We start from the raw sequence: 11,934 nt of genomic DNA on the forward strand, positions 1-11,934 counted from the left end.
TTTAAACATGTTTAACCATTCCTATTTTTTCACAAAAGAATAAAAGCCAGCAAACAAACCAATATTGAGTCCATAAATGTATTTGATAAAAGAGTAACCGATTATTTTTATTTTGCAATGATTTCCACCCGGCGAATTCATGTAAAGCTCATAGGCGGTGTTAAGAGAAGTTATCGATTCATATACACAGATTATTACAAATAGTCCTAAATAGGTTGCTAAGACATAAGCTTTTTGTTTATCTGATATTATTACAAACCTAAGAATGAAAAATGAAATTATAAAGGCCAAAATACCCACCACCAGTAAAATTACAATACTTTTGTCGGCATCCTCGTAATAGTTCGCACTATTAAATCGACCGTATTCACTTGATTCACAAATATTACCATACATGGCAGAAGAACTTGCGATAAAGTAAGCACTTATAAGGAAAAAAAATAGAGACCCCACTATTTGAAAATAAGAATTTTTGCTCATAAACTTGGTTAAAATTTATTTTCTTAGTCCTGTTACTGAAAAACTTGGTTCTGTTAGTACTACCTGTACCATACCAGCAGTTTGGTTATAATAAATTACCTTGCCTTGATGGTTCTCTGATGATACAGTAATCGTACCTGTTTTTATATCATACTTTCCTGAAAAATTGATACTACTTTCACCGTATATATTCGCATCATAGTTATGCTGGCTAACGTATAAGTATTTATGAAGAAGGGGGAATTTGGATTTCGTCCGCCCGTAACTAATGATATTTTTTTACAATATTGAGTAATTTCTAAATGCTTCATAGTATTCCGTTCGCTGGTGCAATTGTTGATTAATGTAATGATGTTCAATTATTTCCGTCCACCTCCTTTTTCATAAGTACTATCTTGGTGGCTGACATTTTTACTTTGTTAATCAAAATCTATTCAGATATTTTGTCATTAAGCGTTATTTTTTTTGAATAAATCTTTTTTGCCCCTAATTCTCTATTTTCTAACCAAAATTCAATCGTATAATTGCCACTTGGGTAATCATAACCTTCTTGTCCCCAGCCTCCTGAATAAGTGAATTCAGCGTCCTTAGATTCTAAATTTTCATAGTACGAACATTCAAGGGTCTGACCGCATTCATTTTCAAATTTAGCACTCAATTTACCTGTCCGAACACTTCCATCTTGATTAACATATCTTATATAAATTCTTTTGTTTAAGCTCTCTATTAAATTTCTTAATTTTAATTCGAAGCTGATAAATTTTGTATTGAGTGTATAAAATGGTTCATTGGAATAGATTTCATTACTATTGATGTCTTTACAAAAAAAAGAGCCACTTATAACAGAAACTGGAACTGCCTTACTTATTTCACTTTTTAGGTTCTGGATTTCATCTTTATATTTTTGAATCTCGGCTCTGTACTCTTTGGCTGGGATTGTAATAGTTTCTGTTTCATCACTTTTTGAACAAGAAGTAGTGAAAATGATTAAAAAAGTTAAAATATTTTGTACATTTTGTTTCATATTGAATTGTAATTGTTAGTTATCTAATTTTTTTGAGTCTGTCAAAATTGAACTTAAAGTGTTAGTTAATATTTTTATACTTGCCACCAACAATAGTAATATATGCAGTATCCCCCCCAGTAACTATATCAATATTTAATACTCGGTACTGTCTTCATAATGTCCACCGGGTAGCACCAAACGAGTTGCTGGTTCTTCATTTTTGGATTCTGGTTTTTCAGCAACAGTCTCCTTTTTCTTTGAATCATAACCAGTCACAAACACGGAGAACATTAAAATTGTAAAAAGTATTCTCATGTATTTTTTAGATTAAAAAGTGTTTAATTTTCAATTCATTTTAGTAAAATTAAACAAAGAGTAGTTATTGGTATTAAAATTCAAGCCGTTTGGAGACTGAACCGCATTTTGCAGACATTGCCCTATTTGAGATACAGTTAGCCGTTCATCCTTTTCCATGATACCTATCATAATCATTCGACGCTGATAGTCGGTTTCGTCAGAGTTTAAATCTATTTGTTGGGTGAATTGTCCCAAGTTAAGTAGGTATAATTCTTTTTGATTACTAAGTGGGATAGATTTTAATTGAAACATCATTGTATCAGCTCTTGAGCGTGCCAATTGTTCTTCTCTTTCTCTATTTTCACCCTCTTGTGAAGCGGTTCCTACAGCAATGAGTGCTTTTGATTGTGAGACTTCTGGAAAAATAGGTATAAAATTCCTTATCACTTCTGACGCCGTGCTTAGATCTGTCAGCCTATTAACGCTATCAAGCATATATCTTTTTTCTTGGGTGATATATGCAATTCTAAACTTTGCTTTTTTTCCATCTACTTCACCTTCAACATCATGATAATCGCAACCACAATCAATAACTTCTTCTTCCTTCTTCTTGTCAGTGCAAGCATAAACTATACCTGCCAAAATCAACAATAGTGCAATTAGCTGTTTCATATTATTCGAATGTTAAAATGTTTCGTTTATAATCAATAGATATTTTTCCAAATTGAGCCAAGGCTGTTTGCCCAAGCAAAAGTGGGGCTTTACTGTTAGGGATGATAACTGCTTCAACATTTTTAAGCGTCCGGTTTCCGATTTGAACACTGCGAAGCTTCACTACATAACCTGAACTAACATCTCCGTTGGCATTTGTCATTTGGGCTTCACCTAGCACATCGCCTTTATCAAGCGTTCCTTGTTTAATTAAAAAATTAGCTTCAACATCAGATATAGTAATCGATGAAGCCCCAGTATCAAAAATAAAATTCATTTTTGAACCATTGATTTGAACAGGTACTTCATACACACCTCCAGACACAGTCATCCGTACTTCTTCTTTACCCCCTTTGGATAGCTCCGTAATTGGCCTAGATTGAGCTCTTGTTTGACCCCTAGCAGACCGACTAGCATCTCTGTTAGAGCATCCTACGCAACTCTCAAGGAAAAGCTCAAAGGTCAATAAAATACAAAAGAATGTAAATTTATGGAGCATTAGCGAAGCATTAATTTTTTGTAAACGTACTCAAGTGTTGTTTTTCCTTATTTTTCCCACGGAGATTCATCATTCATTTAAGACAGAATCAAGCTCAGTTTTCATTTTTTTTAATTCTTTCGAATCAACTATTTTTCTTATTTTCATAATGGCTACAGACTCTTCTGCTCCAGCAGGAAAGGATTCAACGGTTACTTTGTATAGCTGTCCTTTACTTTCAAATGACCAATATTCATTTTTATACAATTCGATAAACTTAGAATCGCCATTAACAACAAAGATCCCTTTAATATGGCCTTCAGTTCCTTTAGGATTAAATTCTTCAATCCTAAAACCGGTTCCAAATTTTTCATCCATAAAGGTGCCTCGGTATTTGACGGTTTTGGTAAAGGTAAATTCATCATCCACCATTTCTGTAACTTTTGTAGATGGCAGTGGCGTAAAGGTAAAGACGCCATAACATTTTGAGTCGTCATTATCATACTTCATGCTACTTAAAACCACTCGAAATTGTTCTCCATGTAGGTTATTATAAACAAAGCCTTCACCCGGATCTAAGTATTCTGTACGATTATAGTTATTGACATCTTGGTAATTGCAAACAACATCTGAGTGATGAACATTGCTAACCCCCAAAGTTAGCCCAGACTCAGCATTTGTTTTTGAGGAACCCATATAAATTTTATCACCTTCCCCTAGTTCATCATTTTGGGATAAATCAGCAGGGCTTTCATTTATATTCGATTGGGTTCTAATACTCTTTGAATCGTATCTTTTGCTACAGCCATTACAGCTAATCAAAGAAATAGAGGAATAGCAGCAAAACAAAAAATAAAGGTACTTTCTCATAAATTTAATCTACAATTTTATTTTTAAATAATGGTTTTGTCGAAATTCCTTGTCGATGAAGTTTTCTAATAGTCCAAGGCTCAACTGGATTCTTGTCTCTCCAAAGACCTAAGCCTTGTTCTTTGGCATTTTGCTCAACTTTGGCATATAGCTCTTCGCTTGAAAATTCTTTATAATGCCAAGCCATACCAGCACTTAGCATTTCCATTGAAATATCTACGCCATTAAGGTAAGTAGAATGAACCTCTCTATCCCAGGTTTTACCTTTGCTTTTTGAAATTTCTACTTTTTTTCTAAAAATTAAAGATCCTAAATAACGATTGGATTTCTTGTAAAAAGGCATCCCACGTTCAGGGGCATCGATGCCTTCCATTCTGATTCGAACAGGTTTTCGATCAATGAGAACATCATAAGTATCTCCGTCAACAATCCCGATTACCTCATATGGACCTTCCAAACTTTGGTCGAATTCGAGCGATTCTTCTTTAATAGTATCTATTTCATTGTTCAGTGGGTCTATCGTTTCTTGGTTGATTACTACTGGTTTTGCCTGTTCAACCGATTCGAGCCTAGTAGAATCTTTTGCACAACCAGAACAACCAAGCAACCCCAAGCTGCCGGCTACCAAGCAAGCCGTTAATACCAAAAGTTTATAAATCTTCAATTTTGCCAATTTTAGGGATAATTTGAATTAAAAAGCGTTGGTTCAAAGTTTCATTTTCCAAACGACCAACGCCACCTATACCACTTCCTGCTACTATTAATTCGCAAACTGTTGGATCAAGTTTAATTTTTTGATTAGACCATAAACTTTTTAGTGCACGTGCTCTATCATAACTTAAAGCATCATTTCCAGGAAATTTATCCTTTGATGCCATACCTTCTATAACTACCATATAACTAATATTGTCATTATTATATTTTGCCTTTAAACTTGTAATTAAGTTCTCAATACTTTTCCCAACCAATTTTAGAGAATCATGTTTTGTTGGGTGAATTATTGAGCCATTTGGGGGAAAAGTAATCCTTAGTTTCATCTCAAACCGTTTGAATCTATCATCGTATTCAAAATACTCCTTTGGTAAAGCCTTTGTGGCATTTTGAATATCATTGATTTTCCTTAACTGTTCCTCAGTGGCTTTTTGTCTATATTTAAGCAACACCACAGTCAGCACATAGAGGGTCAGCATGATAAAAAACAAACTCGTCATCAAATCAGAGTAGCTCACCCAAAAAAAGTTTGATTCTTTATGCTTCATCTTTATTCTCTTGGTTTGATTGCGTTGGCTCTTCTTTATTATCCATTACAACCTTATCAGCCACTTGCTCCTGGGTTATTCCATCTTTTGGCTTTCGGCCAAACAATGCTTTTATCTTACCAAGCATTTTTTTGAAACGATTTGTGCCTTCGGCACTATCATTGGTCGGGTATTCTTCTTCCACTATTGTTTCCACCTTCCTTTCTGAGTGTACCTGCTTATTACCACCTTTAGGATTCTGCTTTCTGTTAGTGCTTACTTGTTGACTAGAGCCATTATTTGACTTATTTTGCTGAATAACTTGAGCTAGCAAATTATTATTATTACCCAAGGCTTGTAGAATACTTCTCTGATTTTTGGACTCTTCAACAGCAAATTTTTTAAATTCCTCTACATACGCCTCCATAGATTTTAACTTTTGCTCTTGCTCTCTCTTGTTCGATAATTGGCTTGAAAGTAGGTCTTCTTCTTTCAATTGAATGTCTTTCACAGCTTGAATTCGAGCTTCTGTGTGGCTTTTTAGTTCATTTAAACTTTTACCAATAACATCATCTACTTTTCCTACAGTATCATTAATTATTTGCCCACGGTCAGATAATTCTTTGAAATGAGATTTTAAGAACACTTGTAGGTCATGGGATTCGTCAATTAATTGCCCCATTCTCGCAGAAATATTGCCAACATCTTGGGTTCTTTTGACGATTTCTGAAGAATTTGCAACCAAGTTATCTACGTTTTTGAGTGAATAAGACAGTTTTTCAAGAGCATCCATACTACCTCTAAGTTCCTTAAAGACATCTAGGTTAAAACCGATTATTTTCTTGAAATTAGTATCATCAAGAGCCTTGATTGTTTGCTGTTGAGCTACGAGGCTTTCATGGTTTTTATTGATCATCCCTTCAAGTAGTGCAACATCTTTTTTGAATGATTCTCCAAATTTTTCGATATTTTTGTTTAGACCAATGATACCCGTTGTAACGTTTTCAGCTAGCACAGGTATTAGTTCGGTTTGTAAAAAAGTAAAAAATCTATTTTTGTTTTTTTCTACTTCAATTTTTACTCCCTTATAATTCCATGCAGAATTACGTGTTGTTAGAATTAAACCAAAGAAACTAGCAACCATGGCAATCATAACACTAACAAGAAGCGAGTTGATACCACCATCTTCAAGTAGTGTTTTAGTATCGCTTAAAATAAGGCTAAGTACACCCACTATGATACCTAACATTGTACCAGCTAATCCAAGAAACAAAGGTGATTGTAATGTAAGGTTAATTTCATCGTCTACAACATCTATGTTCCTTTGTGTAATGTCTCTTAATAGACTAAAATCTGCAACTGCTCCTTTGTTTTTTTCAAGGTATTTGTTGAGAGCATCAATTGTTTCGTTTCTTTCTGAATAATTTATTGAAAAAAAACCCTCTTTTTTGGTTGGAGGCTTTTTTTGAATAGCCTCATCAATAGATGTACGATTTGAAAAATAAAACTCCTTTTGACTTTCGGGAATAGTATCGTTTGATTGCAGTAATTCATCATTTATGGTACCCTCTATAAAAACAGATATTTCCTTTTTTAAATAATCTCTAAGCGTATTATAGTAAATTGCATGGGTAGTAAAAAATTTATCAAGATAAAAAAAACGATGCTGGGTTGGAACTTCTCTTACTTCCGTTTTTATCTTGCATTCGCTTTGTTTTGGAACAATTGATTTTAGTTCGTTAATAGTTTGTTTGGTAGCTTTAAAAGATTTCCATTGAAAAAATAAAATTATTATAATACAAACTACCTCAATAATTGAAAAAAAAGACATAGGCTTGATTAGTTTTTAGCGTTTTTGAAAAAGATAATAATGCCGACCACAACAGATATTGCACCACCAAGAACAAAGTAGTCACCTTTGTGGTTTTGTTCGGTTTTAAATAATTCTGCAATTCCATTCTGTACTTGAACGATCTCTGAATTATTATAATTTAATCCATATAAAACTAATATCAATCCTAAAATAAATAGGATTACGGCTATGATGATGATATTGGTTTTGTTGTTCATATTAATTAAATTTAATTTTTGCCTTACGTTCTACTACCCAAACATCTCCTTTTTTATAGGCTATGCCCTCTCTTTCGGTGGTGATGTATGTAGATTTTGGGTTCATGATAGTATATTCACAAGCTGGGTCAATATATTTATCATAAAACTGTATTGCACTTGAAACACTATTGGGGTTTTCACTTGCAAATTTAAATCTAGCTCTTTGGACTGAAGAATTCTTTTCTAAAGAAAACTGATAATAAGTCATTTTTAATTGGTCATACTTAGACTCTCGTCTGTCATGAAATATCGTTTTACCTTCAGCTCCTATTCCGGGCAATGATAAATAAAAGGTTGATTCAAGAACAAAAATCTCTTGTCTAGTTGAAGAGCCTTTAAGGTTTAATTCTTCTTGTGATTTATAGTAATTTTCTAATTGATTCGTGTCTTTTTTGTCTTGTACTTTTTCGATTAAACTGGGAGAGGTAGAACTTGATTCTTTTTGTTCTAGTCTTTTAATTTTATCTTCTAAATGTACTTTTTCATTTGTAAGTGTATTAATTTGCTCTTTAAGGTATCTTATTTCATCATTATTATTTTGAGATGATGAAGCTGGTTTAATCAATAATAATTCAGATAACATTTTTTTATTAAACTGTGCCAGAATATATAATAGTCCAACAAAAGCAGCTATAGTAAGGAACAAGTACTTCCAAATATTTTTCCAAAGAGTAACGTTTTTAAGTTCATTATCACCATTCGTTACTTCTTTTTTATCATCAACTGGTTTATTACCTGTCTTTTGTTGTTCTAAACTATCTGAAACTGTTTTTAAAACTCCTATAAAAGTTTTTACATCGGTATTATTAAGTTTCGTTGAATCATATTGCTTAAATACTTCTCTAGTTTTCCATGATAGTCCGCCAATAATACCATTTAATTCACTACAAGGTTTATTATTATTAGAGTCTATATATTTTCTTATTTCACTAACTTTTTCATTTGCTTTTGCATAATTTTTCTCAATTATTTTGAATTCTCTAAGCACATTTTCAGGTATTTTAGCTTTTCCAGTGCAGTCATCCGCAAAAACCATGGTATTTTTAAAACAGATGAATAGGATTAATAATAGGATTTTCTTTTTCATTATTTTGCTTTTTAAGCCGTTTAAATTAAAATACTTTTTAAAGTATTAAACTAAGTTTTAAAAACAAGACCAAAATCAAGTGTTTTGGTCTTGTTTTTTTGTTAATCGAGTTCTTTTTGTGCCACATACGCTGCCAAAGAATTCAGTCCGGCTGCAATCGGATAAAAGAAAAGTGTTTCTTCTAGGGCGTCTGTCTCTGCCACTTCAGATTTTTTATCTTTCAAGCCATCCAATAATCTTTGTTTGATCTCTTTTGTAAGTACTTGCTTGTAAGCAGAAAGATCACTTGCATTGACACCCAACTTTGTTTTAAAGTTTAATCGATCGTTGATACCAAAGGTTAAATCATAAAAATTGTTTATCTCCTTTACTACAGAATCTAATTCTGTACCAATAGTATTGTATTTATCTGACTGTTGCACGAAGGCGTCGTTTTCGGTACCCTTCAAAACAACTTTTATTTGCTCAATATTATTTTCTTCGGACCTCTCGTTCTGCTCAGAAGAAAAAACGATATTGTTTGCCTTTGTAGCATATTCTACACCACCCAAAGAGGTTATTTCTTTGGGGTTATCGCCGTAAATAACCGTGATTGCTCTATCTAACTTTTCATCATAAACTCCCTCAAAAATATACTGGGCAAGCTCTTCGATAGACGGCTTGCGAGGCGTTAAAATTCCTAAGATTTTAGCTCCATTACCACTAAATGCTATATGACCAGGAATCGGTAAGCCTTGGGTTTTCATTAATTTGGCCAAGTGGTACACAATAGAACAATAAAATACCAAAAATACGATTTTTAGAGAGTAATCATCTGTTAGCATTTTTTCAAAATCAATCTCACCTTTTTTTACAACTTCGGGGTTATCTTTCAAAGAAAAAAAGAAAGAAACCATATCTTCTGATTTTCCTGTTTTGGCAATACTATCAAGTACAGCTAAATAATTAAACAGTGATAGGCTTTCTAAAGCTTCTTTAATTTTGGGTCTATATTTCACAACAAATCCATTATCATCAAAAGAGGCCGTTTTCTGATCGCCCAAAAAAGAGTTTCCTGCAAATCTCGCAGAAGAAATCAAAACTGGTTTTTCTTGAACATAAACGGAGTAATCAGTAGTGCCGCCCCCAATATCCACAACAGCGGCAGGATAAAGGCTTGATTTGATTTTTTTATCAGCCGATGCAACCTCATAACCATAATATGGAGCGAGACTCTCAGAAATTCTGTAAGGATATGTTTTTGATGAAATCATGCTGGCAAACTTGCTTTTCCATAATTCAGTAAAGCTAGCCAATCTAAACGGAGCCATAGACTGAGGGTAAAACCAAACTAATTGTGTTTGTGCGAGATCGCCCCCATTAAACAATACCTTGTTTCTAATCATCAATAAAAGAGATTCGATAAAAGCACCGACTTTTTTCTCTTCTTTTTTATCTTTAGAACCCAACATGTCTGCCCATTTTAAATTTGTGGTTAAATTAGAGTCGACACCAAGTTCATCATAAATTCTTATTTGATATTCAAAAGCCGGATTTACATCCGTAAAACCATCTATTTTTTCATCCCAATTAGGTTGATTGTCATGTAAAACCGTACGAAAAGGGAATTTATGCGGCAAATTGGGACCTATGTCTGTTGGCATCCATTCCATCGGAGCTATGTTATGAATTCTGACGGCATTATTTAAAGTAAAATCGGTCTTTAAATATTCAACATCATGCAGTCGAGCTATTAATTTTTCATTTTCTGAAAAACTGAGGGGTTCACTTTTAGAATCTCCTTCTTTTTTAAGCTGTATGTGTGTACTCGTTGTTCCGAAATCTACCGCAAAAGTAAAAGTAGAGCGTCCCATGTTTTTTTCAGGAAATAGCGGAATGACAATACCCGAATATTTCCCTACATTGACTTTTATGTAGTCAAAGTTGTTTTTGGCGGTATAATATTTAGTTTCTACAGAATCTTGATCCTTAATTTTCTTTCTTCTGGTTTTAGGATTATCGACTTTACAACTATCATTATTTTTATCAAAAAACGCCAATTGGTAATTGTTAGAAAACGTATTATAGGCCACGTCTCTATCAAGTAGTTGTATTTTATAAACTGGCTTGAAGTTTTCAGATTCAGCCATTTTAATAAATGGCATGATATTCAAACCAAATTGCAGCTCTACAACGGCTCCTCCATCTCTTTTCGTCGGGTCTGCTTCAAGAGGGAACTCATTGACAGAACTTTTATAAATGCGTTCGAAGACAACAGGAGGTTCATTTTGTTTGAGTGTAATTGCTAACCTAACTTTTACATTACCACCAGCGAGCACTTCCATATCCATAATTACACGCCCACCCCTACTTGAAATTTCATCAACATCAAAAAAATCAAAGAAAGTGGCGGTTAATGGCGATAAATAATTTTTAGAATGGTTATTACCTTTTAAACCACCATCATAGAAACAAGATTTATCGATAGGGTAAACCAATCGAATCAAATAAGGTTCTAAGAAATCACTCACAGTTAAATAAGGATAATTTACTTCTTGTCCAGGTAAGCTTCGCTCGTTTAGACGCCAATTATTAGGATCAAAAGAGGGAACTGTTTGGTTTTTATCCCAAAAATCTCCAATATATTTTAAGCGACCTTGATAGTTTTCTTGCAATATCATTGGCTTGAGTGCATTTGGGTACAAGCGAGAGAATTTATCTGTGCTGAGTATAAAATCACTCTTTTTAAGTATGTCTAAATGAGAAGCTGCTTTATGAACCCTAAAGCCTTGTATGATATCAACAACATCGCCATTGTCAAGGAATAAACCTTCAAACTTATTTTTGATGTAGTTTTGATCAATTGCATCACAATTACTTCCAATTTCTTTTAGAAGCGTTCTATTGGTAGTTGCCAATTGTGAAACTGAATATTGAATGTAATCATAGACCTCTTTGAAATGGTCTGCAAAATTTGGTTGCTTGCTCAATCCATAAATAAATCGCTGAAAATTTTCATCCCTTTCGTGTAATGGGCATAGAATATCATCAAAGAGCACATCATTGTTAAAACGAATTTTCACGTTAGTTAAATCATTTGGTGCACTAAAGAAAAGCGTTGAAGGCGAAGTGCCCCCAATGATGCCAGTCCAGTTTTCATCGCTATATTTTAAAATAAAAATAGAATCCATGAAGTCAAAGTTGTAGCCACCACTATTGGGGTTATCAGCAACTAATTTACCTAATCCACCATCTTGATCTAAGAATAATTTTAAGGCTGCACCAAGTTGATTATGTCCTGTGGAAGGCGAGTCCAGTAAAGATTCTATTCCTATTTCTTTATCCCAACGGATGATAGATACCTTAGCCTTGAGGTTTTCATAATTGAAAAATACTTGTGCCACATCAAGTGCTTCGCTTACTAATTTTTGATCATTAGGTGATGCCTTATCTTTAAGGCGATATATATTGGCAAAAGCAGCTCTAACCAAATCAAATCTAGCAAACGGGCTTGGGATAGAAGTAGGCATTTCTTTAGTCTTGCCACCTTCTGGATCTAGGATGGAATCAATATCCGCTTTATCCATTGTGTTAGTAATAACCCAGTGCTCACCATTAGCAGTTTTAGTTTGGGCAACAGATAATTCTTTATTTGGCTCACTCATTTCTTTGGAAA

12 protein-coding genes are annotated in these 11,934 nt (G+C 33.7%); all 12 read right to left on the bottom strand.

The features are described from left to right. Positions 1 to 21: 21 nt before the first annotated feature. Entirely contained in the window at positions 22 to 480 is a 459-nt protein-coding gene (locus EGI22_RS15855) for a hypothetical protein (protein WP_255069390.1), read from the bottom strand. 430 nt (positions 481 to 910) lie between these two features. Further along, positions 911 to 1,504 (bottom strand): hypothetical protein, encoded by a 594-nt coding sequence (locus tag EGI22_RS15860; RefSeq protein WP_255069391.1) that lies wholly within the window; start codon positions 1,502 to 1,504, stop codon positions 911 to 913. 135 nt (positions 1,505 to 1,639) lie between these two features. Further along, positions 1,640 to 1,777 (bottom strand): hypothetical protein, encoded by a 138-nt coding sequence (locus EGI22_RS15865; protein ID WP_255069392.1) that lies wholly within the window; start codon positions 1,775 to 1,777, stop codon positions 1,640 to 1,642. Between the two features lie 54 nt (positions 1,778 to 1,831). Then, positions 1,832 to 2,455, bottom strand: coding sequence for a hypothetical protein (locus EGI22_RS15870; RefSeq protein ID WP_255069393.1), 624 nt, complete (start codon positions 2,453 to 2,455; stop codon positions 1,832 to 1,834). A gap of 1 nt (position 2,456) precedes the next feature. Continuing rightward, positions 2,457 to 2,993: a TIGR02281 family clan AA aspartic protease gene (locus EGI22_RS15875; protein ID WP_255069394.1), complete on the bottom strand. Its 537-nt coding sequence runs from the start codon at positions 2,991 to 2,993 to the stop codon at positions 2,457 to 2,459. A 69-nt stretch (positions 2,994 to 3,062) separates the two neighbouring features. Then, positions 3,063 to 3,842, bottom strand: coding sequence for a hypothetical protein (locus tag EGI22_RS15880; protein WP_255069395.1), 780 nt, complete (start codon positions 3,840 to 3,842; stop codon positions 3,063 to 3,065). A 4-nt stretch (positions 3,843 to 3,846) separates the two neighbouring features. Next, complete coding sequence (locus EGI22_RS15885) at positions 3,847 to 4,506, bottom strand: thermonuclease family protein (protein ID WP_255069396.1); 660 nt, start codon at positions 4,504 to 4,506, stop codon at positions 3,847 to 3,849. Then, complete coding sequence (locus EGI22_RS15890; RefSeq protein WP_255069397.1) at positions 4,493 to 5,101, bottom strand: hypothetical protein; 609 nt, start codon at positions 5,099 to 5,101, stop codon at positions 4,493 to 4,495. Before EGI22_RS15890 ends, EGI22_RS15885 begins: the two co-directional genes overlap by 14 nt. After that, positions 5,091 to 6,911: a hypothetical protein gene (locus EGI22_RS15895; protein ID WP_255069398.1), complete on the bottom strand. Its 1,821-nt coding sequence runs from the start codon at positions 6,909 to 6,911 to the stop codon at positions 5,091 to 5,093. Before EGI22_RS15895 ends, EGI22_RS15890 begins: the two co-directional genes overlap by 11 nt. Before the next feature lie 8 nt (positions 6,912 to 6,919). Beyond that, positions 6,920 to 7,150, bottom strand: a complete 231-nt coding sequence (locus tag EGI22_RS15900; RefSeq protein WP_255069399.1) for a DUF3185 family protein — start codon at positions 7,148 to 7,150, stop codon at positions 6,920 to 6,922. Position 7,151: 1 nt separating this feature from the next. Then, entirely contained in the window at positions 7,152 to 8,279 is a 1,128-nt protein-coding gene (locus tag EGI22_RS15905; protein ID WP_255069400.1) for a hypothetical protein, read from the bottom strand. Positions 8,280 to 8,380: 101 nt separating this feature from the next. Further along, entirely contained in the window at positions 8,381 to 11,923 is a 3,543-nt protein-coding gene (locus EGI22_RS15910) for a cell division protein FtsA (protein ID WP_255069401.1), read from the bottom strand. Between the last annotated feature and the right edge of the window lie 11 nt (positions 11,924 to 11,934).

The sequence above is a fragment of the Lacihabitans sp. LS3-19 genome, from assembly GCF_024343575.1.
Taxonomy (GTDB): Bacteria; Bacteroidota; Bacteroidia; order Cytophagales; family Spirosomataceae; genus Leadbetterella.

Excerpts from the sequence above, each read along its gene's own strand:
- EGI22_RS15905 (WP_255069400.1), bottom strand. The coding sequence starts at position 8,279 with ATGAAAAAGAAAATCCTATTATTAATCCTATTCATCTGTTTTAAAAAT.
- EGI22_RS15910 (WP_255069401.1), bottom strand. The coding sequence starts at position 11,923 with ATGAGTGAGCCAAATAAAGAATTATCTGTTGCCCAAACTAAAACTGCT.
- EGI22_RS15865 (WP_255069392.1), bottom strand. The coding sequence starts at position 1,777 with ATGTTCTCCGTGTTTGTGACTGGTTATGATTCAAAGAAAAAGGAGACT.
- EGI22_RS15890 (WP_255069397.1), bottom strand. The coding sequence starts at position 5,101 with ATGAAGCATAAAGAATCAAACTTTTTTTGGGTGAGCTACTCTGATTTG.
- EGI22_RS15895 (WP_255069398.1), bottom strand. The coding sequence starts at position 6,911 with ATGTCTTTTTTTTCAATTATTGAGGTAGTTTGTATTATAATAATTTTA.
- EGI22_RS15880 (WP_255069395.1), bottom strand. The coding sequence starts at position 3,842 with ATGAGAAAGTACCTTTATTTTTTGTTTTGCTGCTATTCCTCTATTTCT.
- EGI22_RS15860 (WP_255069391.1), bottom strand. The coding sequence starts at position 1,504 with ATGAAACAAAATGTACAAAATATTTTAACTTTTTTAATCATTTTCACT.
- EGI22_RS15870 (WP_255069393.1), bottom strand. The coding sequence starts at position 2,455 with ATGAAACAGCTAATTGCACTATTGTTGATTTTGGCAGGTATAGTTTAT.
- EGI22_RS15855 (WP_255069390.1), bottom strand. The coding sequence starts at position 480 with ATGAGCAAAAATTCTTATTTTCAAATAGTGGGGTCTCTATTTTTTTTC.
- EGI22_RS15875 (WP_255069394.1), bottom strand. The coding sequence starts at position 2,993 with ATGCTCCATAAATTTACATTCTTTTGTATTTTATTGACCTTTGAGCTT.
- EGI22_RS15900 (WP_255069399.1), bottom strand. The coding sequence starts at position 7,150 with ATGAACAACAAAACCAATATCATCATCATAGCCGTAATCCTATTTATT.